The organism is Paenibacillus typhae, from assembly GCF_900099765.1.
Taxonomy (GTDB): Bacteria; Bacillota; Bacilli; order Paenibacillales; family Paenibacillaceae; genus Paenibacillus_AQ; species Paenibacillus_AQ typhae.
On record NZ_FNDX01000045.1, the window covers coordinates 1 to 22,279 of the forward strand.

Annotated in this window: 24 protein-coding genes; 13 read left to right on the forward strand and 11 right to left on the reverse strand. The window is 52.9% G+C overall.

Going from position 1 to position 22,279, the window contains the following annotated elements; genetic code table 11:
* The coding region (locus tag BLR64_RS24525; RefSeq protein WP_279615489.1) for a group II intron maturase-specific domain-containing protein at positions 1-368 on the forward strand (368 nt) is incomplete at its 5' end.
* Positions 369-568: 200 nt separating this feature from the next.
* Here the strand turns inward: BLR64_RS24525 and BLR64_RS24530 are convergent.
* The gene (locus tag BLR64_RS24530; protein ID WP_090718650.1) at positions 569-970 is read right to left on the reverse strand and encodes a hypothetical protein; all 402 of its coding nucleotides are present in this window, start codon (positions 968-970) and stop codon (positions 569-571) included.
* A gap of 374 nt (positions 971-1,344) precedes the next feature.
* On the opposite strand from BLR64_RS24530, the gene BLR64_RS24535 reads away from it, so the two are divergent.
* From BLR64_RS24535 to BLR64_RS24545, 3 genes are all read left to right on the forward strand, one after another.
* Entirely contained in the window at positions 1,345-2,100 is a 756-nt protein-coding gene (locus tag BLR64_RS24535) for a methionine ABC transporter ATP-binding protein (RefSeq protein WP_090718652.1), read from the forward strand.
* Positions 2,100-2,762: a methionine ABC transporter permease gene (locus tag BLR64_RS24540; protein WP_090718654.1), complete on the forward strand. Its 663-nt coding sequence runs from the start codon at positions 2,100-2,102 to the stop codon at positions 2,760-2,762. Before BLR64_RS24535 ends, BLR64_RS24540 begins: the two co-directional genes overlap by 1 nt.
* Positions 2,763-2,845: 83 nt before the next feature.
* Positions 2,846-3,700, forward strand: coding sequence for a MetQ/NlpA family ABC transporter substrate-binding protein (locus BLR64_RS24545; RefSeq protein ID WP_090718655.1), 855 nt, complete (start codon positions 2,846-2,848; stop codon positions 3,698-3,700).
* Positions 3,701-3,795: 95 nt separating this feature from the next.
* On the opposite strand, the gene BLR64_RS24550 is transcribed toward BLR64_RS24545, so the two are convergent.
* Complete coding sequence (locus BLR64_RS24550; protein ID WP_090718657.1) at positions 3,796-4,389, reverse strand: TetR/AcrR family transcriptional regulator; 594 nt, start codon at positions 4,387-4,389, stop codon at positions 3,796-3,798.
* A 237-nt stretch (positions 4,390-4,626) separates the two neighbouring features.
* Between BLR64_RS24550 and BLR64_RS24555 the strand changes: the two genes are divergently transcribed.
* The gene (locus tag BLR64_RS24555; RefSeq protein WP_090718659.1) at positions 4,627-5,724 is read left to right on the forward strand and encodes an NADH:flavin oxidoreductase; all 1,098 of its coding nucleotides are present in this window, start codon (positions 4,627-4,629) and stop codon (positions 5,722-5,724) included.
* A gap of 102 nt (positions 5,725-5,826) precedes the next feature.
* On the opposite strand, the gene BLR64_RS24560 is transcribed toward BLR64_RS24555, so the two are convergent.
* The 5 genes from BLR64_RS24560 to BLR64_RS24580 all read right to left on the reverse strand — a co-directional run bounded on the left by BLR64_RS24560 (position 5,827) and on the right by BLR64_RS24580 (position 10,828).
* Positions 5,827-6,753 carry a metallophosphoesterase family protein gene (locus BLR64_RS24560; protein ID WP_090718661.1) on the reverse strand — a complete coding sequence of 309 codons (927 nt, stop codon included), beginning with the start codon at positions 6,751-6,753 and terminating at the stop codon, positions 5,827-5,829.
* 30 nt (positions 6,754-6,783) lie between these two features.
* Positions 6,784-7,587 carry an HAD family hydrolase gene (locus BLR64_RS24565; protein ID WP_090718663.1) on the reverse strand — a complete coding sequence of 268 codons (804 nt, stop codon included), beginning with the start codon at positions 7,585-7,587 and terminating at the stop codon, positions 6,784-6,786.
* Positions 7,588-7,690: 103 nt separating this feature from the next.
* Complete coding sequence (locus BLR64_RS24570) at positions 7,691-9,040, reverse strand: ABC transporter substrate-binding protein (RefSeq protein WP_090718665.1); 1,350 nt, start codon at positions 9,038-9,040, stop codon at positions 7,691-7,693.
* A 31-nt stretch (positions 9,041-9,071) separates the two neighbouring features.
* On the reverse strand, positions 9,072-9,908 hold the full coding sequence (locus BLR64_RS24575) for a carbohydrate ABC transporter permease (RefSeq protein WP_090718732.1): 837 nt from the start codon (positions 9,906-9,908) through the stop codon (positions 9,072-9,074).
* Positions 9,909-9,946: 38 nt separating this feature from the next.
* Positions 9,947-10,828 carry a carbohydrate ABC transporter permease gene (locus BLR64_RS24580; protein ID WP_090718666.1) on the reverse strand — a complete coding sequence of 294 codons (882 nt, stop codon included), beginning with the start codon at positions 10,826-10,828 and terminating at the stop codon, positions 9,947-9,949.
* A gap of 221 nt (positions 10,829-11,049) precedes the next feature.
* Between BLR64_RS24580 and BLR64_RS24585 the strand changes: the two genes are divergently transcribed.
* Positions 11,050-11,613 (forward strand): GbsR/MarR family transcriptional regulator, encoded by a 564-nt coding sequence (locus BLR64_RS24585; RefSeq protein ID WP_090718668.1) that lies wholly within the window; start codon positions 11,050-11,052, stop codon positions 11,611-11,613.
* A gap of 154 nt (positions 11,614-11,767) precedes the next feature.
* Here BLR64_RS24585 and BLR64_RS24590 read toward each other — a convergent pair whose 3' ends face one another.
* The 4 genes from BLR64_RS24590 to BLR64_RS24605 form a co-directional block, all read right to left on the reverse strand.
* Positions 11,768-14,299 carry an ABC transporter permease gene (locus tag BLR64_RS24590; protein ID WP_167360778.1) on the reverse strand — a complete coding sequence of 844 codons (2,532 nt, stop codon included), beginning with the start codon at positions 14,297-14,299 and terminating at the stop codon, positions 11,768-11,770.
* Positions 14,296-14,997, reverse strand: a complete 702-nt coding sequence (locus BLR64_RS24595; RefSeq protein WP_090718669.1) for an ABC transporter ATP-binding protein — start codon at positions 14,995-14,997, stop codon at positions 14,296-14,298. Before BLR64_RS24595 ends, BLR64_RS24590 begins: the two co-directional genes overlap by 4 nt.
* Positions 14,998-15,088: 91 nt before the next feature.
* Positions 15,089-16,123, reverse strand: coding sequence for a sensor histidine kinase (locus tag BLR64_RS24600; RefSeq protein WP_090718671.1), 1,035 nt, complete (start codon positions 16,121-16,123; stop codon positions 15,089-15,091).
* Positions 16,120-16,806, reverse strand: a complete 687-nt coding sequence (locus tag BLR64_RS24605; protein WP_208607226.1) for a response regulator transcription factor — start codon at positions 16,804-16,806, stop codon at positions 16,120-16,122. The genes BLR64_RS24600 and BLR64_RS24605 overlap by 4 nt, the downstream gene beginning before the upstream one ends.
* Before the next feature lie 259 nt (positions 16,807-17,065).
* Here BLR64_RS24605 and BLR64_RS24610 point away from each other — a divergent pair, with 259 nt between their 5' ends.
* The 7 genes from BLR64_RS24610 to BLR64_RS24640 all read left to right on the forward strand — a co-directional run bounded on the left by BLR64_RS24610 (position 17,066) and on the right by BLR64_RS24640 (position 21,957).
* Positions 17,066-17,368 carry a LiaF transmembrane domain-containing protein gene (locus BLR64_RS24610; RefSeq protein ID WP_090718675.1) on the forward strand — a complete coding sequence of 101 codons (303 nt, stop codon included), beginning with the start codon at positions 17,066-17,068 and terminating at the stop codon, positions 17,366-17,368.
* 54 nt (positions 17,369-17,422) lie between these two features.
* Entirely contained in the window at positions 17,423-18,100 is a 678-nt protein-coding gene (locus tag BLR64_RS24615) for a PspA/IM30 family protein (protein WP_068725703.1), read from the forward strand.
* A 4-nt stretch (positions 18,101-18,104) separates the two neighbouring features.
* The gene (locus BLR64_RS24620) at positions 18,105-18,584 is read left to right on the forward strand and encodes a PspC domain-containing protein (RefSeq protein ID WP_090718677.1); all 480 of its coding nucleotides are present in this window, start codon (positions 18,105-18,107) and stop codon (positions 18,582-18,584) included.
* A 3-nt stretch (positions 18,585-18,587) separates the two neighbouring features.
* A complete protein-coding gene (locus BLR64_RS24625) occupies positions 18,588-19,292 on the forward strand; it encodes a PspA/IM30 family protein (RefSeq protein ID WP_090718679.1) in 705 nt (234 codons plus the stop codon).
* A gap of 275 nt (positions 19,293-19,567) precedes the next feature.
* Complete coding sequence (gene liaF, locus BLR64_RS24630) at positions 19,568-20,215, forward strand: cell wall-active antibiotics response protein LiaF (RefSeq protein WP_090718681.1); 648 nt, start codon at positions 19,568-19,570, stop codon at positions 20,213-20,215.
* A 61-nt stretch (positions 20,216-20,276) separates the two neighbouring features.
* The gene (locus tag BLR64_RS24635) at positions 20,277-21,290 is read left to right on the forward strand and encodes a sensor histidine kinase (protein ID WP_208607227.1); all 1,014 of its coding nucleotides are present in this window, start codon (positions 20,277-20,279) and stop codon (positions 21,288-21,290) included.
* Between the two features lie 16 nt (positions 21,291-21,306).
* Complete coding sequence (locus tag BLR64_RS24640; protein WP_090718683.1) at positions 21,307-21,957, forward strand: response regulator; 651 nt, start codon at positions 21,307-21,309, stop codon at positions 21,955-21,957.
* The last annotated feature ends 322 nt before the right edge of the window (positions 21,958-22,279 follow it).

The following is a 22,279-nucleotide window of genomic DNA, read 5'->3' on the forward strand; positions in this document are numbered from 1 at the left end:
CGAGCCGCAGTCAGGGCAGGAATGTGCGCCAAGTCATGGAGAAAGTGAAGATATACATTCGGGGATGGATGGGCTACTACTATGTGGCGGACATGAAACGGATACTGCAAGGTTGGAGCGAATGGCTGCGAAGACGCCTGCGAATGTACATCTGGAAGCAATGGAAGAAGCCCAAAACAAAGGTGCAAAACCTACACAAGCTAGGGATACCGGAGTGGCAGGCCCACCAGTGGGGAAATTCCCGACTTGGCTATTGGCGTATCGCCGGAAGCCCTGTACTGTCTCGTTCCATAACAAACGAAAAGCTCGCACTGGCGGAATATTATGACTTCCCAGCACAGTACGAGCAATTACGTAAATTGCACTAATGCGATTGAACCGCCGTATACCGAACGGTACGTACGGTGGTGTGAGAGGTCGGCTACTCAGTCAATGGGTAGCCTCCTACTCGATAAGTAGCCGTGCTTCCGGACTGCAATCTAAATGGAGTAGTCAATAAGCCCCCTGCCATGACATAAAACCACGCCTTGTTGGCGTAGCCTCTTATCTTTTTCTTGCAAATATACAATTACCTCCTTTCCTGCATCCCACGAATAACTTTAACGGCATTGATTTCCCAATTCCATTTGTCACGATTGAGTAAAAATAATAATTCACCAGAATACACATGTGCAAGCTCATTATTGGAATTATAAATCATTATTTCAAAGCCCGTTAAAATTTCTACCTTATTTAGAGAACGGTTAATGACTTTTTGCTTAACTAAGGGAGCGGGTAAACCATTTTGCTCTTCAAAATTTAGAAACTCAGCTATGTTATCAGGATACATTTTCAAATTACTTTTCTTTGATTGAAATTCGGTTATGTAGCGATTGATTTCATTTTTTGGCAGGCTGTATACTGTTATTCCTCCGATTATAACTACCCCTATAACTAAAATAATTACTGCTTTAATGATATTTTTATTCATGTTACTGATCCTCCTGACTTTAACTCAACTATAACTGGAATAAGGGCTGCTAATGTAACTCAATCATGAACACTGCTTGAACGGCCAGTTGGATATGTTAGATAGAGCCATGGATTTCCGCCCAACCCCCTTATTTTATGTCTCCATTTAGCTTATACAGCAGCAGGATAATTTTAACTTCAGCCGCACATCCTTAGAGGAAGGGAATCCTTCCATAGGTCTGATATATCATTTTAAAAATAAATGATGACACAGTGAAGGTTATGCCTTATTATTTAAAGAGATTTTTAATAAAACAGTTTTAAAATAGTTGTAGTACACTTTACGGGGGAACAAGCTTTATTATCAGCAGGTCCGGAGAGGGGCGGAATACGATTTTAGCGCTGAGCGGAGTAAGTAAGAGCTTCGAACTGAAGGAAGGCAGTCACCACGCGGTCAGGGATGTATCGCTTACAGTAAAACCGGCTTCGATCCACGGCATTATCGGGGCCAGCGGAGCCGGCAAATCGACGCTGCTGCGCCTGATGAATCTGCTGGAGCGACCTGATAAGGGCACTGTAACAGCAGGCGGCAAGGAGCTGACAGCATTAACAGAGACAGAGCTGCGCCGGGAGCGGCAGAAGATCGGGATGATCTTTCAGCATTTTAACCTTGTCGCCAATGCTACTGTCAGCCGCAATGTGGAGATTCCGCTCGAGCTGGCCCGTGTGCCGAAGGGAGAACGCCGGAAGCGGGTCGCCGAGGTGCTCGATTTTGTCGGCCTGACTGACAAAGCAGAACAGTATCCGGCCCGGCTCAGCGGGGGGCAACGCCAGCGGGTGGCGATTGCCCGCGCCCTTGCGAACAGCCCGCAGCTGCTGCTGTGCGACGAGCCGACCTCTGCACTGGACCCGGTCACGACGGCGGATATCCTCGGGGTGCTGAAGCATATTAACGCCGTGCTCGGTGTAACGATCGTGATTGTCACCCATGAGCTGGATGTGGTGCGCAGCATCTGCACTGAGGTATCCGTCATGCAGGACGGAAGAATCGTGGATGCCTTCTCCCGCGAGGAGAACGGGTTCCTTCCGCCTTCGGGGCATTCCGGCTCCTACCGCGAGCAGATTACCGGCAAGGCAGGTGGGCGATAATGTGGGAAAGCATGCTGAAATACCAGGATCTGATGTGGCAGTCGATCGGCGAAACCTTTGTCATGGTCGGGATATCGATTCTGGCAGCCTTGCTGGTCGGGCTTCCGCTGGGTACGGTGCTGTATTTTTGCCGCAAGGGCCAGCTTTATGAGAACCGGAGCCTGTCGCTGACGCTGAACAGCATCGTTAACGTGGTCCGCTCCTTTCCGTTCCTGCTGCTGGTGGTGGCGCTCATTCCGGTGACACGCTTCCTGGTCGGAACCTCTATCGGAACATTGGCCTCGACGGTGCCTCTGTCCGTGGTCGCCATTGCCTACTATGCGCGTCTGGTGGAGCAGTCCCTGCTTGAGGTTCCCAGAGGAACGATTGAGGCTGCCTTGTCCATGGGGGCATCGAAGCTGGAGCTGATTTTCAAGTTCCTGTATGTAGAAGCGCGGTCGGGACTGGTGCTCGGCCTTACGGCCTCGACGATCAGCTTTATTTCGTTTTCAACGGTGATGGGTGTGGTTGGCGGCGGAGGCGTCGGCGATTTTGCCATCCGTTACGGGTACCAGCGGTTTGAGACAGAAGTGATGGTCTACGCCATCGTCGTTATGATTGTGCTCGTGCAGCTGATCCAGTTCACTGGAAGCACTGTGGCAAGACTGCTGGATAAGCGCTGATTTAAGGAAAGACTGAAGTCGGAATGTGCAGGCTGTACTATTTTGAAATCCAAAATATAAACACCGGGGGTTATTGAAAAACAATGAAAAAGTCCATGATTGCGATGCTGATGCTGTTCGTCCTGATTGCCGCAGGCTGCGGTAACAACACTAACAATGCTCAAAATGCCGCAAAAGCTACGGAAGCGCCTGCCGCAACAGCAGCAGCTACAGAACCCGTAAAAATCAAGGTAGCGACACTGATTCCCCCGATGACAGATATTCTTGACATTGTAAAACCGCTGCTGCTGGAGGACGGGGTGGACATGGAGATCGTTGTATTGTCCGACAATGTACAGCCGAACGAGGCGCTGGCGAACAAGGAAGTGGACGCAAACTTCTTCCAGCATGTGCCTTACATGACGCAGTTCAATGACAGCAAGGGCTCGAACCTCGTTCCGGTACAGCCTGTGTATGATGCAATCTACGGCGGCTATTCCAAAAAGTACAAATCCATTGAAGAGCTGCCGGAAGGCGCGAAGCTGGTAATGGCCAATGACCCGTCGAATATCGGACGTTCGCTGCAGATGTTTGCCGACGCCGGTCTGATCAAGCTGAAGGATGGAGTAGGCATCACAGCAACCCAGGCGGATATTACGGAGAATCCGAAGAACTTCAAGTTCGAGGAAGTCGATCTGCTGATGCTGGCCCGGATGATGGATGACGGCGACCTGGTGGCAATGACTCCGGCTTATGCCAGTCCGCTTGGCCTGACCCCGAAGAAGGATGCGCTGATTACCGAGCGTGAGGATTCCGAATTTACAATCACTCTCGTAGCCCGTGAAGACAATCAGGATTCCGATGCCATCCAGAAGCTGGCGAAACGGATCAGCGGTCCGGAAGTGAAGAAGTTCCTGGAAGATAATTATGCAGAGATCGCTCTGCCGGCTTTTAAATAACATGTAATGAAAGAGGTTGTCCCTGTGCACGATCACCGGGGCGCCTCTTTTTTTATATTCAGGGTCCCCGCAAAGGCACTTAATCAGCGGATTATTTAAGTGATACTATGCAGGTGAGAGACTCCCCCGATAATGAACGGGCTTACACGCTTGGCCAGCTCCGCGGGCGCTTCAGTCCGTCCATCCTGATTCCAGCGGTAGGTTACACCATAGATAGACCAGCTCAGCAGGGTTGCGGCGGAGGCTAATGCTTTTGGCTGGGCAGGTGTGCTTGTCGTTTTGCTGAGCAGACTGAGGATGAGCTGTTCGAGCTGGAGCTTAATATTTTCTTCAATCAGCAGTGCTACGGAATCATACTTCTTGACGCAATGCTGGCTTGATTCGTGGTAAGCACACAGGGCTCCGATAAGCTCCAGAAGAGTCTGGTCCGTTAACGTGGCTTCGGTATCAAGCTTTTGAACGACCAGAGTTGTGAAAGCACTGGACAGCATGGCTTCAAGCAGCGCGTATTTATCGGCAAAATGGGCATAAAACGTAGCCCTGTTAATAGTTGCGTTACCGGTAATATCACTGATCGTAATCTGGTTGAAGTCCTTGGTATTCAGCAGCCGGAGGAAGGCGTCCAGAATCAGCTGCCGTGTCCGGATCACACGCGGATCGTTCGGGTTAGGGGATAGCATATTAGCCATTGCTGATCACTCCTTTCTGGTGTAAAAAGATTCTTCTTATTATAGTCATGCGCCCGTGTGACAACAAATGTTTCTTTTTCTCCGACAATTGTCCGGGGGCTTCGCTTAAGCAACAATCCGGCGTGATTGTTGGTTGTAGGGGGAGCGTCTGCTTGATAAGCTAGCCTACATATCCCGCCGTGAACGGCTGGGACAACAGTCCGGGTGAATACCCGGAATATCAGGGAGGCGTTACAATTGAGTAATGAGCAGCAGACACAATCACTGGAAGCCTTGTTTGAGCCCTATAAGGTTCAGCAATTAACCATACCTAACCGGATTGTCATGTCACCGATGGCGCGGGCCTTTTCCCCGCAGGGTGTGCCGGGAGAGGATGTAGCTGCATACTATAGCCGCCGCGCCGAGAATGAAGTCGGACTTGTGATTACAGAGGGGGCGGTCATCGGCCATCCGGCAGCGGCGAGTGAATCCAGATTGCCGGATATGTCCGGTGAGGCGGCTTTGGCAGGCTGGAGCAGCGTGGTGCGGCAGGTGCACGAAGCGGGGGGCACTATCTTCCCGCAGCTGGTGCATATGGGCATGATCCGCCCCGAAGGCACCGGGCCTAATCCGCAGGCGAAATCACTGGGGCCCTCAGGACTGGATCTTGAAGGCAATCAGGCTGGCGAGCCGATGACTGAACAGGATATTGCCGAGGTCATTCAGGCTTATGCGGACGCAGCGGCGAATGCGCAGCGGATCGGCTTTGACGGAATCGAGCTTCACGGGGCACACGGTTTTCTGATTGATCAGTTCTTCTGGGCAAAAACAAACCGGCGCACGGACCGTTACGGCGGTGATTATCTGCAGCGTACCACATTTGCGGCGGAAGTTGTGCGGGCCGTACGCGCTGCGGTCGGGCCGGATTATCCGGTTTCGATGCGGCTGTCCCAGTGGAAAATGGCGGACTACACTGCGAAGCTGTGGGATACACCGGAACAGTTGGAGCAGTTCCTGAACGTATTGGTTGAAGCGGGAGTGGACATTTTCCACGTCTCAACCCGCCGCTTCAACGAGCCGGGGTTTGCCGGATCAGAGCTCAGCCTCGCCGGCTGGGTGAAGAAGCTCAGCGGCAAGACGACGATTGCTGTCGGCTCCGTCGGTATGGCAGATGACGGGGAGGCCGGCGTACCCGGTTATCAGGAGCTAATGAACCGGCTGGAGCAGCAGGAATTTGATCTGGTGGCCGTAGGCCGTGCGCTGCTCGGTGATCCGGCATGGGCGAGGAAGGTGCATGAAGGCAGGCTGAACGAGATTAAGCCGTTTACTCCGGAAGCTGCGGCTGTTCTATATTAAGCCGGGTGTTACAAGATAAAACGCTAAGCAGCGGTTCCTCCATCAAGGAGTGACCGCTGCTTTTTTGAAATTCTCTAGTCATGTCGTTGTAAGCGGCTGACATTAGCCCCTAGTTTTCAGCAGCACAGGAACCTCGAAGCATGCTGATTCAATCCACGTTCCAGTGGTAAAATCGCGCCCGCGCACCAGCACCTTATCGCTGTACACTTCAATATAATACCCCTGGCTGCCGTCCAGGTGGACATCCTCATTGTTCCACAGATACGCAACCGAGGCTGCATTAAACATCGCGGCCGTCTCCCCGTTACCCGGGAACATCGTATGCTCCGATTCCAGTTCCCAGTGGGTATGACCGGTAAACAGCAGAGTCTGCGGGAATCTGTCGAGAATAGCCCGCAGCTCTTTGTCTTGCGTAACGCCGTACCATTCCTGTTCTTCAAGAGAGCCGGCTACAGTATTCATCAGCGGCTGATGCAGGAATAGAAAGACGGGCTGATCCGCTGCAGCCGATCCGCCGTCAGGCCGCTCGCCAAGCTTCCGCTCCAGCCACTGGAGCTGTTCTTCCGACAGGCTGCAGAAGATCGGCAATCCTTTCTCGGTTCCCAGGAAAATAAAATGATACCCGCCGATCCAGTGATCGTGATAGGGCCCCGGGGAACCCATGCGGGAGGTGTACATTCCGAGACGTGACTCCCAGTCGCCCAGACAGGCCTCCGCCAATTGCGGCTGCCAGTGGCCGATGCCGACATCGTGATTGCCCAGCGTATAACGGATTTCCGGCAGGACCGTCCGGTACTGGCCGAGAATCCGCTGTACCTCGGTATATTCCTCCGGGAAGCCGTGGTCGGTAATATCGCCGATATGCATGATCCCGCTGCTGCCCCGGGCATGGACGGCCAGATCCTGCAGGGCACGCTCAAAGTTCCGGTTATACTCATGGGCAGGGTCAGCGGTGACATGGGTATCGGTAATAATCTGAAAGGTGAGCAGCGGCGTTTCTCCGCCCGTTAACTTGGTCTCCGTCTGCAAAAACTCGCCTCCTTGAGTATGATTTCTTACTTATTGAAAAGCCAGCTCCTCATAAGACTGCACAACGGCATCAGCATCTGGCAGCAAATGATCAAGCAGTGCTTTAGCTGAAGAATCCCCCGGCACAGCAGCTCCGGCGTCCGGTGCAATGGATACCGCAACAGCTGCGCCCGCCGCCTTGGCCATGCGCATATCGCCGTTCGTGTCCCCGATTACGGCGGCAGCGGAAGGCTGCACCCCAAGCTGCCTGCAGGCCAGCAGGGACATGTCCGGGAACGGCTTGCCGCGCTCCACCTGATCGGTGCCGATTACGGCCGAGAAATAATGGCGTATGCCGAGCCAGCGGAGATGCCTCTCCGCGGCTTCGGTATCATCTGCCGTCACTACGGCCAGTGCTATGCCCTGTGCATAGCACTCTTCCAGGAAGCGGAGCAGGCCGGGCAGCGGAAGGACGGGGCGGCTATGCTCCAGCATGGCGTCCGCTTCCCGGCGGCAGGCTTCCACCAGCTCCATCGACTCCGCCCAGGAGAGGCCGAGCAGATAGCCCTGCCAGCCAAGGATCGCGTACAGGTCATTCATCGTGCCCATGGCGAGCGGGCCATTGCGGTCGTAGCCTGTGATCCGGCCCTCGCTGTTGTGGACTGTGCCCAGCAGGTTGTTCAGGTACGTCTCAGGAAAGGTAAGGCCGCGCAGCTTCAGCTGCCGGATAAAATGCGTAAGCAGGCATTCACTCCAGCTTCCCCATAGGGAGACGAAGTCGAGCAGGGTGCCGTCCTTATCAAACAGGATTGCGGATATGTCGTAATTCCCCTGCGGGGTAACCAGCTCAGGCATGGCTGCGGCCTCCTTTATTGTAATTTCACGTCATTTATGATTCATATCGTAGTATATTTACGGGATTAATCACCGGATGAAGCTAGTCCGTTCTGCCCGGCAATTACTTCACCTTATCCAGCGCCGCTTGTGCAGTCGCCTGAGCTTCTTTGAGTGCTTCGGCAGCAGGGATGTTCTCGATCTGCACCTTGTCCGCAGCGATTTTCAGTGCATCATTGATTTTGCCGCCCGTAGGGTCCTGGAAAGGAGCGGAGGCATGGGAGGCCTGCTGCAGCGGGATTTTGATCTGCGGGTTGGTCTCGCTGAACGAGAGGAACGCCGGATCTTCCAGTGCAGACTGGCGGACCGCAATGTATCCGGTGTTGATCGACCAGAATGCGGTATTCTCGGAGTTGGTGAAATAAGCCAGCCATTTCAGTGCGGCCTGCTTCTCTTCATCGCTTGCCTTGGCGGGGATACCGGCTTGAATAGCTTCAGCTACCGGCTTGCCTTCGCCGACTCCGGCCCAGCCCGGCTGTTCCATTGCCGCTACAATGCTGAAGTCCAGATCGCCCTGGTCACCGCTGGAGCCGGTATAGCCGGCCGCCTGGCCTTTCATTACGTCATCAATCGTTTTGTACCAGTACTCCCAGCCCTGTCCGCCGGAATGAATGCGCATGATCTGGTCTTCATGAATCCATTTGCGGAACAGATCCCACGTTTCGATCCACTCTTGGGAGTCGATGGTAACGGTTTTGCCGTCTTCGCTCAAAATGCTGCCACCCTTGCTCAGCACCGCATCGATCATATTGCCTGAGCCCCACATCGGCTCCCAGCCGTAGACGCTTGTTTTACCGCCTTCTTTAACCGTCATTTTCTCGGCTGCTGCAGCGAGATCCTCCCAGGTTTTGATCTGGCTGGCATCAATGCCGCTCTTCTCAAAAGCATCCTGACGGTAGTACATCACCTGCGTTGTGCCGTACATCGGCAGGAAATATTGCTTGCCGTCCACCTTGCCCTGGTTCAGGAAGGTCTGGATGAAATCCTCCGGCTTGAAATCAGGCTGTGCCGCAATCAGCTCGTCCAGCTCAGCGAAATAGCCCTTGCGCGCCCAGTCCACATTGGAGGACAGCACGGCTGCCGGAACCGTTCCGGTAGCAATCGCAGCCTGGAGCTTCTGCTGGGTTTCGGTATAGTCTGCCTGCACGATGCCTTTAACGATAACCTCCTGCTGGGAGGCGTTGAATTTCTGAATGAGTGCTTCCATATTTTCGCCGAGCTTGCCGCCAAGGCCATACCAGAACTCAATTGTGACCGGTTCGCTTTGGGCAGCAGGAGCTGCTGCGGATGGAGCTGACGATGCGCCGCTTGCCTCTGTAACCTGATCGGCGGCGCCGTTTGCGCCACAAGCGGTAAGGACAGTCATTCCGGCAATCACGGACAGTGCCGACAATCTTTTCAACGATACGTTCATCATCATTCTCCTCTTTAATAAAAGTAGTATTTTAGCCTTTACTGGAGCCTGCCGTCATGTTGACACTTTGCATAATGGTTTTTTGTGCCAGCACAAAGACAAGCAGCAGGGGGGCGATGGTGAAGGCGCTGGCGGCCATGATTAGCGGCCATTTCAATCCGTAAGCACCTCCTTCCACGAAGAAGCTGCGCAGTCCGGCTGAGACCAGCTGCAGGGCAGGGTCCTTGGTGATCAGCATCGGCCAGAAATAATTGTTGTAATGATCAATGAAGGTGATCAGTGCCATTACGGCAAAAGAGGACCGGGTCACCGGCACCAGCACTGTCCACAGAATCCGCATATGCGATGCCCCGTCCACCTCGCCGGCCTCGACCAGCTCGTGGGATACCTGCAGGAAGGCCTGCCGGATCAGAAAGATCGCAAAGACGCTGACGCAGTTGGAGAGAATCAGGCCCCCATAGGTGTTGAGCAAATTCAGCTCGGACAGCACAAGATAGCTGGGCAGGTAGACTGCCGTAGCAGGCACCATGTAACCGAACAGGATGACTCCGGAAAAAACACCCTTCAGGCGGAATTTCATATGGGTCAGCGCATAAGCCATCATGCCGGAATTAAAAATCTGCAGGACGACGATGCTTCCGGCGACCAGAATGCTGTTGCCCATATATCTGGCGAACGGCGCTTCATTCCAGGCCGCGGCAAAGTTACCCCAGAGCGGAGCCGCAGGCCAGAGCGTCGGCGGGGAGGCCCAGATTTCATCATTGGTTTTCAGGGCGCTGGTGACCATCCAGTAAAAGGGGAAGGCCATCACCAGCGCCAGTACGGCGAAAAAAGCATGGCGGGCCGGTCCGCCCAGCCGTGAGAGCATACTCGTGCGCAAGTGGAAAGACCTCCTTATATAACGGTTTATTGATAGTGCGTCGTCCGTCTGCTGATGCTGAGCGACAGCACCGACAGCAGCATACAGATGAACACCAGTACTACAGCCACACTGGAAGCCTCGCCGATCTGGAAGGACTCAAAGGCAGACTGATAATACAGGTACAGCAGCGTACGGGTTGAACCGGACGGACCGCCTTGTGTCAGTACGTTAATCTGATCGTAGGCCTGCAGCGCCTGAACCATCTGCACCACGAACAGAAACAGCGTGGTCGGTGAGATCATCGGCAGCGTAATCCGGATGAACTTTTGCACAGCCCCGGCCCCGTCAAGCTCGCCTGCCTCCAGCAGATCAGAGGGAACATTCCGCAGGGCTACGAGGTAGAAGATCATCGCCCAGCCCGCTGATTTCCAGACCGTTACGAGCAGGACTCCGGCCAATGCCCACTTCGGGTCCTGAAGCCAGCCGAGCGGCTCAAGTCCGAGAAAATCCAGCACCGTATTGGCCAGCCCGACTTCAGGCTCGTAGATCCAGGACCAGACGATGGAGACAGCGACAGTCGGCGTAACCCATGGCGAGAAGAGCAGTGCCTGATAGAAGCCGGAGCCTTTCAGCTTACGGTTCATGAGAAGGGCCAGTCCCAGGCCGATCGCGATAACCGGCAGCACACTGCCGATGCAGAACAGTACGGTGACCCGCAGCGCTTTGTAAAAGGCCGGATTGGCAAAGAGGTCGGTATAATTCTGCAGCCCGACAAAGGTTTTGGTTGGACTCATGAAATCCCATTCTGTAAAGCTGAGATACAGCACATAGATCAGCGGTGCCAGCCAGAACAGCACAAAGGGTATCATCGCCGGCAGCGTAAAGAGTACGGGCTTTAAACCGCTTATTAACTTATTTCGTGTCATTTTCGTTCCGATACCCCATTCCGTCAGCTTTGTTTTGCGGTATAATGCAGGTGAATACTATCTCTGTTCAAAAAAAATTGTACACTGGACAAGTAAGCGCGTGGTCAACCGGAAGTAAAGCAGACTCGGAAATTGTGTAAAATTTGTTGCAATAATGCGGGCTTGTTCCTGCTTTATGTAATGCGGAGTTAACAAGACTACGAAGAGTGAGGGTGCAGCAAATGAAGCAGGCCGCATTTGGCGAAGACAACGGGCAGCTATCTCCACGGGAGCAGCTGTTGCGCAGAGTGATAGATGCGATTGCGCAGACGATGGATTTGTACGGGGCGAATTATTCCTTCGGGCAGCTGTACGGGATTATGTTCTTTGAGGACAAGCCGATGACGCTGGAGGAAATGAAGCAGGTAATGAATATGAGTAAAAGCAATATGAGCTACGGTGTGCGTTCCCTGATGTCCTCACAGATGGTAACCAAGCTTGAAGAGAAGCGGGAGCGGAAGGACTTGTATGTGGCGGAGACGGATTTTTTTCAGGCGTTCCGGAACTTCTTCACCCTGAAGCTGCAGCGGGAGATTGATGTGATGCAGGAGGCGATGGGGGCGGTGATTCCGCAGCTTGAGGATTTGATGCAGGCGGGAGATACGCCTGAAGAGGAGAAGCTGTCCTGCAGCCGGGACCTGGAGAAGCTGCGTCATGCAGCGGAGTATTACCGCTGGCTGCAGCAGTTTGTCGACGGCCTGAAGAACGGGGAGATGTTCGGCGGACCGGGTGCGGAGCGGTACTGAGTCACGGCATCCTGATACCGTCAATAAGAGCGCATTGCAGATGATGGCCGAATGACCAAACCGTCTAACCTTGGCGGCTGAATATGCCGGAAAATCACCAAATAACAGCAGGCAGACCCGTAATCATACGGATCTGCCTGTTCCATTGTTTCCGCTATTCCCCCTGCCGCAGCCGTTCAATCAGCGTATCTTTACTCAGCATCCTATAAGAGCTCAAGGTTACCGTGTAAGCAATGACAGCCAGCACCGGGATGACCAGCACAAAGGGCAGCCAGCTCATGCGGAATACGGTAAAAGCCGTGTTGCCCGCAATGCTCTTGGCAATGTTATAAGTGAGAAAGACACCAAGGGTTGAGGTAATAGCTGTGGTCAGAAGGACATTGTACATCCCCTCATAGATCAGCATTTTTTTGAGCTGGCGTTTGGTCATGCCGATGCTCTCCAGCAGGGCGAATTCATTCCTCCGCATAATAACGCCCGTAACGACTGTATTGATATAATTAAGGACACCAATCAGCGCAATAACGAAGCTCAGGCCGTAGCCGATAATCTGAAAAACCCGGATAAATCCGTCCAGCTCCTGCCGGTAATCCTCTCGCGATTTAACCACCAGCTCATCACTGGAAGCGGCCAGAGATTTGGCAGCCTCAGTTGCACTGTCCAGCTTGTCGGGGTCAATGTGAAGGGTTGCAGACAGCGCCCATGGCCGTTTGGTCTCCGGAGGCAGCTCTCTGGTCAATTCGGATGACGGGAAGAATGCATTAAACCCGTACGTTGAGAAAGACTGGGTCGTCGCAGCATAGAGCGCGTCGTAATTCATCACAGCCATAACCTCATAGCTTCTGCCCAGATTTTTGAACTCCATAATGTCACCAGGATGATAGTAAGAGGTATAAGTATCTTCCTCCCACATGAGCGATTGAGCCACCAGCACATAGTCCCCGGAAGCGAATTTCTGCGGGTCGAAATGACCATCAATCACATCCTTCTGCACCAGGTCATACCACCCGGGATCGATGCCGTACAATCCCAGATAAACGGAGTTTCTCTCCAGCAGGCTTGTAAGATAAGGCTCCGGCGGCTCTGTCTCTGACAAAGGCTGCAATACAGCACGTATTTTCTCATCCATATCATGAATGTCATAATAGTAGTAAACCTTCTCCACACTCTCCACGCCGTCAATCTGCGCCAATTCACTGCTGAATGCTTCCGACAGCTTATAAGGATCACCCGGGCGCTCACCTTCATAGGTTTCAATCTTCTCATTGCGGATCACCACATCCCCGGAAAGAAACGTGCTAAGATACTTATTCACATCAAGCGAACCTATCACCGTGAAAATAATACTGAATAGCACAATGCTCAAGGAAAGGGAGGTCAGCATGAGGGTGAGCTTCTTTTTGCTGCGGAACAGGTTCGTGAAGGCCATGACATGCAGCCGGCCTCCGCGCTTCGAGCGTTTGTTCATCCGCCGTTTTTCCTGTACTCCCGTATACCTGACCGCTTCGACAGGCGCAATCCGCGCAGCCATCCGGCCAGGCTTCCCGGCGGCAACCCATACCGTCAGATAGGCGAACAGGGCGGCTCCGATGAAAATCCACGGGCTGGCGGAATAAGCGGCTTCCATAGGCTCACTGGAAAAGGTGTTCAGCATCGGCGTAAGCAGCCGTCCGATTACATAGCCTGCAGCGAGGCCGAAGGGCAGCCCGATCAGATACAAAACCTGTGATTGTATTCTGATCATCCGTTTGAGCTGCCTTGGTGTCGACCCGATCGCTTTTAGCAGACCGTAAAACCTCACATCACGCACAACCGATATGTAAAAAATATTATAAATCAGCAGATACCCGCTCAGCATAATAATGAAGATGACAGCTACATAAGGCACAAATTCAATAAGGTTGTCGGATAGGGAAGAGGTCGTATAAGCCCAGTTGACTCCAGTGGGCCTATCTATACCTGTATCAGCGAGCACTTTATCCAGCTTTTTTTCAATATCGACTGCGTTTTTGAACATTACGCTCATCTCTGCGGTGTTTACGTAAGAGCCGCTGGCTTCGGACTCTGCCGGATCGATCCCTGATAGGTTTTGCTGCACCCATGCGTCGGAAACGAAGGCTAGCCCTGCGATCGCCAGATTCTTATCCGCTTCATAATAGCCTGACACGATAAAATCCTGCTTAAGAACACGCTCAGTAATATCAATGTCCAGCTGTACCCGCTCACCAACTGCATGTTTTATACCGAGCTTATCCAGCACCCAGGTGCTCAGCACAACCTCATTTTCAGCTTCCGGCAATCTGCCTTCAATAAAATGAATAAAACCATGTCTGGCGGAAGCCTCATCAACCCGTTTAACCTCTACCGGACTGTCCCGGAACACCTCGTTTCGCAAAAGCCCGGCGTGCAGCGTAACACCGTATTCCTTAACGCTTGGGTGCTGCTTTAATATCTCTATCTGCTCAGGGCTCACCCGTTTGAAGCTGCCGTGAAAATCTGTCCCGACCGTCTTCATCATCGTTAATTCCATCGACTTGTTAAGGTTCAGCGCCATCGTGAAAATCGACGTAATCAGCAGTGTCGTCAGCACGACAGCGCAGATGACAGCCAGGTTGCGCAGCGGACTTACCCGCAGGCTTTTGATGGAGAGACGGCTAACAATCTTGCGGTTATTGTTGGCAATCATAGTGTCTTAGCTCCGGCCGGTGCTGCGTTTCCGGATACAATGTGCCCGTCCTCGATGCGGATAATCCGGTCAGCCGTCTGGGCGATGGATTCGTTGTGCGTAATCATAACGATGGTCTGGTTGAACTTTTCGCTCATCTGCTTTAGCAGGATCAGTACTTCCTGGCTTGTTTTGCTGTCGAGATTGCCTGTCGGCTCGTCCGCCAGAATAATCGACGGCTTGGTAGCGAGTGCTCTGGCTATAGCGACCCGTTGCTGCTGTCCGCCAGAGAGATTAGAAGGGAGGGAATGAATTTTGGACTGCAGGCCCAGCGCCTGAATGACCTCATCCAGATACGTCCGGTCGATTCTGCCGCCGTCGAGCTCGATGGGAAGCGTAATATTTTCGAGTACATTCAGGATCGGCACCAGGTTATAGCTCTGGAAGACAAATCCGACCGAACGGCGCCGGAAGATCGTCAGCTTCTCATCGCTCATCGCAAAAAGCTCGTTCCCGTCCACAGTCACCTTGCCTTCCGTAGGCCGGTCCAGACCGCCCAGCATATGCAGCAGAGTGCTTTTTCCGCTGCCGCTGGTGCCGACAATGGCGACAAATTCACCTTTTTCTACCGTCAGTGATATATCATCCAGTGCTTTTACCGTAGTCTGCGGATCTTTGCCGTAATATTTCTTCAGATTTAAGGTGCTTAAAATAGGCATTTGCGTATCTCCTCCATCTTTCGTGGTTGTCCTCTAAGATAGCAGACCTTTCTAACCGGACAGTGTCTGAAATCTGACGGAATTGACACATTCAGAGCTGGGGGAGGTACATGGTAAGCCTGCTTCCTTGACCTGGCTGCGATGCTGCTGTGATGTAGCCGCCCTGGATACTGATGATTTTTTGCGCCAAAAAAAGTCCGATCCCGATCCCCTCATACTCCCCGGCATTATGCCCTCTATAGAAGCGTTTGAAAATATGCTCCAGCTCACCCTCAGGAATTCCGATTCCTGTATCAGCAACCTCAATCCTGGTGAACATTTCATTGCCCTCCGCTGTAATCCGGATACTGCCGCCTAGCTCCGTATATTTCACTGCATTCTCCACCAGGTTGAAGAGCGCTTCACTGGTCCATTTGTAATCGTGGCGGGCTGAGGCAAGCGGGTCGCAGTCTATGGTAATACGGATGTTCTTATTGCCGGCGCGTGTATACAGGTGCGAGAGGGCGCTGGTAATGGTTGCGGTAACCGGCCTTACTTCACTTTGCAGATGGATCATGCCCGTCTCCAGCCTGGATAATTTGATCAGCGAGGTAATCAGCCATTCCAGCTTTTCCGACTGGGCTTCGATCTGCTGCAGCAGCTGCCGGGTGTCCGGGCTCAGGTCTGGTGTTTCGGCAACCAGCTGGCTGTAGAGTAGGATGCTTGCAAGAGGTGTCTTGGTCTGATGGGAGATGTCGGAGATCAGCTCCTTGATCATGTTTTTTTCGGCTGCGAGGTGTTGCTCGTTTGCCTTGCCCATTTCAATATAGCGCAGTAGCTTATGTTCAAGGGAGGACAGCCGGGTCTCGTCAAAAAGGGTCAGCCGCTCATGTCCGTGAATCGCCCGGTCTACCATCTCATCCAACGTATCCATGAAGCCTGTAATCTGCCGCTGCAGCATACGGTTATATAGAGCTCCCGTACCGAGCACAGCAATCAGGAAAACCAGGCTGAGCTGCAGAAGCACCAGACTGAACCCTGTGAGATAGAGAACGGTTGCAGTGTAGCCTATTAGTAGAAGCAGAAATAACGCTGAGAAAATAGAAAAGAGCCGTCTGTTACCCCGGATATTACTGCTAGTGATCATAGATGCGGCCTTTCTGTCCACATGTACCCCAGACCGTAGACGGTTTTGATGTATTGCGGCGAGGCTGGGTCATCCTCAATTTTGGAGCGCAGCCGCTTTACGGCCACAGTCAGGGCATTCTCATCAACAAACTCTGCATCCTGTGACCAGATTTTATCGATTAACTGCTCTCTGCTCAAAACGTTGCCGGGGTTCGAGACCAGGATGTTCAGCAGCTTGAGCTCCGTTTTGCTGAAGGCCAGCGGTTCCTTATGTTTGTAGAATTCCAGTTTCCCGAAATCAAGGCTCAGCGGACCGAACGTAAGCACCTCGTCAGGCTGCGGGGCAGTCCGTTTGAGCACAGCCAACACTCTGGCCCGCAGCACCATCAGGCTGAACGGTTTCGTTATATAATCGTCTCCCCCGAGGGCAAAACCGGTGACGATATCCGGCTCCATGTCGTTGGCGGTCAGAAAAATAACCGGGACCTGTGAGGTTCTCCGCAGCCGCTCGCAATAGTCCAGCCCGCTTCCGTCAGGCAGATTAATATCCAGCAGGATCAGATCGATCCGGGTTTCGGCAACAATCTGCTCAGCCATAGCCAGTGTATAGGCCTGCTCAATCCGGAGGCCGTTCTGGGTTAGGGAGAGGGCGATGCCTTTGTTCAGGCTGCGGTCGTCTTCGACGATCAGTAAGGTTTTCAAGGGCATTGCTCCTTTAGATGGGTCGTATTTGCTTTATGTACGAAAAGGAAAGGGCAGGCTTTACTTCAATATTATGTACAGCGGCATAGGATCACGCAAGCGGGATTAATCACATAAGAGTGGACCGGCAGTCTCCAGTCCGGTGCCCTCCCCGACTAAGGTCCAGTTCATAAAACCGTCCGCGGTCTGTTTTGAAAGTCTGCAGATTACCCTAGAATAAAGCTATAAGAACGAGGTCAACGAAAGGCGGTGAGAAAAAATGCAGAATAGAAAAGGTAACGGACTTGCTATTGCCCTGATTGTGATCGGAGCGGTTATGCTGCTAGGGGTACTGCCCCAACTGATTCACGGAGTTTTCGGAATCCTGTTCCCGGTACTGCTGGTAGCTCTCGGATACTATGGAATTAAAAGCGGACGCAAAATTATCGGCTGGATCGTATTGTTCATCGGTGTTATGGCTTTGATCTCGAAGCTTTCCTGGATCATTGGACCACTGCTCGGGGTTGCGCTGGTTGTCTGGGGCATCTCGGTGCTGAAGGGCAGAAGCGGTAGAACATACTAAGAATACAGGCTACACAAGATTACTTAATAAGAAGCAGGGAGGGAACAGGAAATCATGAGTGTTTTTCGGCGCATGAGGGATATTACCGTAGCTAATCTAAATGAACGACTGGAACAAAGCCAGGACCCGGTGAAGCTGATTGATCAGTTCTTGCACTCAACCCGTGAGGAGATCGCTGAAGCAGAACGGCTGTACCAGCAGTATGCTGCACATACGAAACAGCTGCAGGTGCAGGTGAATCAGGCAACGGCCATGAGAAACAAACGTGAGGAGCAGGCGCTGCTTGCACTCAAGGCCGGTGAAGACAATCTGGCAAAGATGGCTTTGCAGGAGAAAATTATCCACGAGGAAAAGCTGGAGCAGTACAGCGGGCTGCTGGAACAGAGCCAGGGATCGCTGTATGAGCTGGAAAGCCAGCTGAATGAACTGAAGGTCGAATACCAGACGGTGTATAACAAGCGCCAGTACTATGCGGCACGCATGGAGTCGCTGAGACTGCAGCAGCGCATGAACCAGCGGGCGGCTGCATACGGTAACGGCAGCGATGTTCCCAAGATGTTCGGACGGCTTGAAGACCGGATGAACGACTGGGAGCTGGAAGCGAAGAGTCTGCGGGATCTGCGCCGCATGGGCCAGGAATACGCAGTGCAGGCCGGCGAGACCGTAGCAACTGTATTGGAAAGAGAAATGGCTAAGCTCAAGGAGAAGCTTAACAATGGCGGAAAGGAGTAGTGCTATGACCCGGTTGTATCGTTCAACCCGCGACAAGGTAATGACAGGGCTGGCTGGAGGCTTGTCCGAGACACTCGGCATTGATTCTACCCTGTTCCGGATTCTGCTGCTCGTCAGCATTCCCTTTACCGGAGGCGCGACCATACTTGTCTATTTCATCGCAGCACTGATCATTCCGAAGGAGCCGACGCAGTATAATCCGTTCGGTCCCGGACCGGGAGCACCCGGCGGACCTTATGGCGGCCATTACGGCGGTCCCGGATATGGTAGCGGACCGCAGGGCCCGCATGCACAGGGCGGCTACGGCGGACCTGGCGGACAGCCCGGCTACAACCCGAATCCGAGTTATAACAAAGCGAGTAGTTATCCCGGCCAGGATTCCGGCCTGGATGCGATGATGAAGGATATCGAGAAGAAGGCACTGCAGAAAGAAGTCGAAGAGCTGAAACAAAAACTTGCTAAATACGAGAAGGGAGAAGTGTAAAACATGGGAGTATTTCAACGGATTAAGGATATGACAAAAGCGTCGGTAAACGACCTGCTGGATAAAGTAGAGGACCCGATCGTAATGCTGAACCAGTACCTGCGCGATATGGAGGCTGAAATCCACGAAGCAGAGGTTACTGTTGCCAAGCAGATGGCCAACGAGCGCCGCATGAAGCAGCGTGTTGAGGAAGCCGCCAAAATGTCCGGACAGCGCGGTGCCCAGGCTGAGCTGGCTCTGAAGAACGGGCAGGAAGAGGTTGCCCGCAAGCTGCTGGAAGAGAAAATCTATTTCGACCAGAAGCAGACTGAATACGGTGATCTTCACGCCCAGGCAGAAGTGCAGGCCAAAGAACTGGTACAGCAGCTGCATGACATGAAGGATGAGTTCTACAAGCTGCGCAACAAGCGCAACGAGCTGGTATCCCGCGCTCAAATGGCCAAGGCCAAGAAGCAGATGTCGCAGATCAGCAGCGTGCACTCCATTGAAAGCGGCAGCGCGTCCCTCGGCTTCCACCGCATGGAAGAAAAGATCATGCAGCTTGAAGCTGAAGCCGATGTTATGCGTGCCCCTTACAGCCCTTCCTCCGGCTTGTACAACAAACCGGTTGACGCTGAGAAACAGCTCAAAGTGGAAGAGCAGCTTGCCGCTTTGAAGAGCAAATTGAATCCTCCAGCTTCACCGTCCCTGGATAAAAAAGAAGACTAATCCCTGTTCCTAAAAGGCAGGCGGATATGATATGCTGAACAAGGTAAAAGCCATACGGTATGGGTCACCATACCGGTATGGCTTTTGTAGCGGGATACGATATAACGAATCATTATTTGCGGATTATAGGTATTTTAACGTTGAAAATAAAGCAGAGGGATCTGATTCCTCTATTATTTATATAGTTTAGGTTTACGAAGTAAGTTTTGCTCCGCAAAACTTGGCAAATGCTTACGAAGACAGTTTTGCTCCGCAAAACTTTTAGGAGGTGCGCTATGGATAAACGGAACCGTTTGATTGCCATCGGACTGATTGGCGTGGGCTGCTTGATGATATTTGGCAAATGGATCGGATTTTTCTCCGTTGTCGCGCTCCTGTTCCTGCTGCTGGGGATTTACCGCACAACCTCAGGCAAAGTCAAGCAGGGCTACAAGCTGCTGGGAATCGGCGCAGTACTGCTGCTGCTGGATCATCTGCTGCTGGTGCTGGGCATCTGCCTGATTTCGCTTGGCGTGTTCTATGTCAAATCGAAACGGCTGCAGCAGGGCAAAGCGTTCATGCAGAAGCAGAGCTTCTCCTCCCGTTTTGACTGGGATCTGTCGCCCTGGGTGATGCGCAGCCTGAGTGCATGGCATGTCCTTGGCGAGGCTGATGTTGATCTTTCACTGGCGATCGCTGAGGATAAGGAAACCATCATGCTGTTTCAGGGAATATTCGGGGATATGGATATCCATCTGTCCGATGACTATGGCGTAGAGATTGAAGCCTTTGTGCTGTTCGGCTCGATCGAGTTCGGCAGCCACCGCGATACGGGGATGATGAACCGGCTGAACTGGAAGTCTGCCAACTATGATACCAGCTCTAATAAGGTAAAGTTCAGCATTTCCTATCTGATGGGTGATCTGGATCTAACCAAATCCTGACCGCTGCGTGGTATGTATTAAGAGAGGGAGGCTCCTGCACGTGGATAAAAAGAACAGCAGCATGGTGACGCGCAGCATGGGTGAAGGGGCTTTATTCTCCTTTGTCATGCTGCTGGTTTTCTTGTACATTATGTATACATATGGTTATTTGAAGCCTTTCGAGAATTGGGAGATTGGAATCCGCACCACTGTGACGCTCATCCTGCTGCCGGTGGTCTTCGGAGTCGGCTTTGGCTTCTTTCAGAGCTTCCGCTTCAAGCGCAGGCTGGAACGGCTGCGGGGAACGCTGGTTGCCTGGGAGAAGGGCAACCTCACCCCGGCGATGCCGGTGCTCGGCAGCGATGAGCTGGGCAGGCTCGGCGAGCAGCTTGGCCGGATCAGCGGCAAGTGGGAGAACCAGGTGAACACCCTTCAGCGGCTGTCGACCAACAATGCGAAGCTGGCCGAGCAGGCGCGGGTGTCGGCGATTATCGAAGAGCGGCAGCGCCTGGCCCGCGAGCTGCATGATGCCGTGTCCCAGCAGCTGTTCGCCATTTCGATGACGGCGACGGCTGTGGGCCGGACGCTGGAGAAGGATTTTGACAAGGCCCAGCGGCAGATTGCCCTGATAGAGGAGATGGCTGCGGTAGCCCAGTCGGAGATGCGCGCGCTGCTGCTGCATCTGAGGCCGGTATATCTGGACGGTAAGGGACTTGAGCAGGGGCTGCAGGAGCTGATCAAAGAGCTGCAGATCAAGGTGCCGATGGAGATTATTTTTGAGATGGACCCGGATGTACAGCTGCTGAAGGGGGTTGAGAACCACCTCTTCCGCATTGTCCAGGAAGCCATCTCGAACACCCTGCGCCACGCCAAGGCAGAGAAGATGGAGATCCGGCTGCACCGGCGCGGTGACGCTGTAAGACTGACGCTGAGGGATGATGGTATAGGCTTTGAGATTGATGACAGCAAGCTGACCTCTTACGGTCTGTCGAATATGCAGGAGCGGATTGCAGAAACCGGCGGCTCCATACAGTTTATTACAGCGCCCGGCAAAGGGATGCGGATTGAAATTACTGTACCGCTGGTCAATGAATAAGGAGGCAAGGGCAACCATGGAAACAGAAGAAATCAAGGTTCTGCTGGTGGATGATCATGAAATGGTGCGGATCGGACTTGCCGCAGTGCTTGGTACGGAAGACGGTATTGAGGTGGTCGGTGAAGCCGGCAGCGGTGAGGAAGGCATCCGGCTGGCCCAGGAATACAATCCGGATGTAGTGCTGATGGATCTGGTAATGGAGGGTATGGACGGCATTGAGACAACCAAGAGGCTGCTCAAGCTGTATCCGGACTGCAAGGTTATCGTGCTGACCAGCTATCTGGACGATGAGAAGATGTATCCTGTCATTGAAGCCGGAGCGTTCAGCTATCTGCTGAAGACCTCGCGGGCCAGCGAAGTAGCGGATGCCATCCGTGCTGCAGCCAGAGGACAATCCGTACTGGAGTCCCAGGTCGCATCCAAAATGATGAACCGTTTCCGCAACAATGCCAAAGCGGAGGCTCCGGCTTACAAGGAGCTTACCGAACGCGAGATGGAGGTATTGAAGCTGCTGGCCCAGGGCAAATCCAACCAGGATATTGCCGACCAGCTGATCATCGGGATCAAGACGGTAAAGTTCCACGTTACCAACATTTTTGCCAAGCTGGGCGTCGAGGACCGGACCCAGGCGGCTATTTACGCCTATAAGAACGGGCTGGCGGAGTAACTTTGGCTCTCAACTACAGGCTAACCTCACCCTTTCAGGCTTGGTGGCTAAAGGGGTGAAATGAAGGGCAAAAATGCCTTTGATTTCAGCCTAACCAGGCTGCTTTTCGTAGTATAAAGGGATTTATCCCACTAAATTAGCCTATCTAAGCTTGAAATAGCCGAATTAAGGGGATTATTCCCTCTAATAAGTTCATCGAAGGTTAGTAGAGCCAACATAAAGGGATTATTCCCTCTATGTTGGCTTTTGTGCATTGAGGCGTATTCGCTCTTGCGACGGATAATAGGCACATTGCAATACTCACGGTTCAAGTTCAGGTCCG

Bases quoted from the DNA above. Each gene is read 5' to 3' on its own strand.
- BLR64_RS24585 (WP_090718668.1), top strand. From the start codon at position 11,050: ATGAAGCAGGCCGCATTTGGCGAAGACAACGGGCAGCTATCTCCACGG.
- BLR64_RS24550 (WP_090718657.1), bottom strand. From the start codon at position 4,389: ATGGCTAATATGCTATCCCCTAACCCGAACGATCCGCGTGTGATCCGG.
- BLR64_RS24580 (WP_090718666.1), bottom strand. From the start codon at position 10,828: ATGACACGAAATAAGTTAATAAGCGGTTTAAAGCCCGTACTCTTTACG.
- BLR64_RS24565 (WP_090718663.1), bottom strand. From the start codon at position 7,587: ATGCCTGAGCTGGTTACCCCGCAGGGGAATTACGACATATCCGCAATC.
- BLR64_RS24600 (WP_090718671.1), bottom strand. From the start codon at position 16,123: ATGATCACTAGCAGTAATATCCGGGGTAACAGACGGCTCTTTTCTATT.
- BLR64_RS24575 (WP_090718732.1), bottom strand. From the start codon at position 9,908: ATGCTCTCACGGCTGGGCGGACCGGCCCGCCATGCTTTTTTCGCCGTA.
- BLR64_RS24635 (WP_208607227.1), top strand. From the start codon at position 20,277: ATGGTGACGCGCAGCATGGGTGAAGGGGCTTTATTCTCCTTTGTCATG.
- BLR64_RS24640 (WP_090718683.1), top strand. From the start codon at position 21,307: ATGGAAACAGAAGAAATCAAGGTTCTGCTGGTGGATGATCATGAAATG.
- BLR64_RS24610 (WP_090718675.1), top strand. From the start codon at position 17,066: ATGCAGAATAGAAAAGGTAACGGACTTGCTATTGCCCTGATTGTGATC.
- BLR64_RS24620 (WP_090718677.1), top strand. From the start codon at position 18,105: ATGACCCGGTTGTATCGTTCAACCCGCGACAAGGTAATGACAGGGCTG.
- BLR64_RS24540 (WP_090718654.1), top strand. From the start codon at position 2,100: ATGTGGGAAAGCATGCTGAAATACCAGGATCTGATGTGGCAGTCGATC.
- BLR64_RS24625 (WP_090718679.1), top strand. From the start codon at position 18,588: ATGGGAGTATTTCAACGGATTAAGGATATGACAAAAGCGTCGGTAAAC.
- BLR64_RS24590 (WP_167360778.1), bottom strand. From the start codon at position 14,299: ATGATTGCCAACAATAACCGCAAGATTGTTAGCCGTCTCTCCATCAAA.
- BLR64_RS24595 (WP_090718669.1), bottom strand. From the start codon at position 14,997: ATGCCTATTTTAAGCACCTTAAATCTGAAGAAATATTACGGCAAAGAT.
- liaF (WP_090718681.1), top strand. From the start codon at position 19,568: ATGGATAAACGGAACCGTTTGATTGCCATCGGACTGATTGGCGTGGGC.
- BLR64_RS24570 (WP_090718665.1), bottom strand. From the start codon at position 9,040: ATGAACGTATCGTTGAAAAGATTGTCGGCACTGTCCGTGATTGCCGGA.
- BLR64_RS24530 (WP_090718650.1), bottom strand. From the start codon at position 970: ATGAATAAAAATATCATTAAAGCAGTAATTATTTTAGTTATAGGGGTA.
- BLR64_RS24545 (WP_090718655.1), top strand. From the start codon at position 2,846: ATGAAAAAGTCCATGATTGCGATGCTGATGCTGTTCGTCCTGATTGCC.
- BLR64_RS24615 (WP_068725703.1), top strand. From the start codon at position 17,423: ATGAGTGTTTTTCGGCGCATGAGGGATATTACCGTAGCTAATCTAAAT.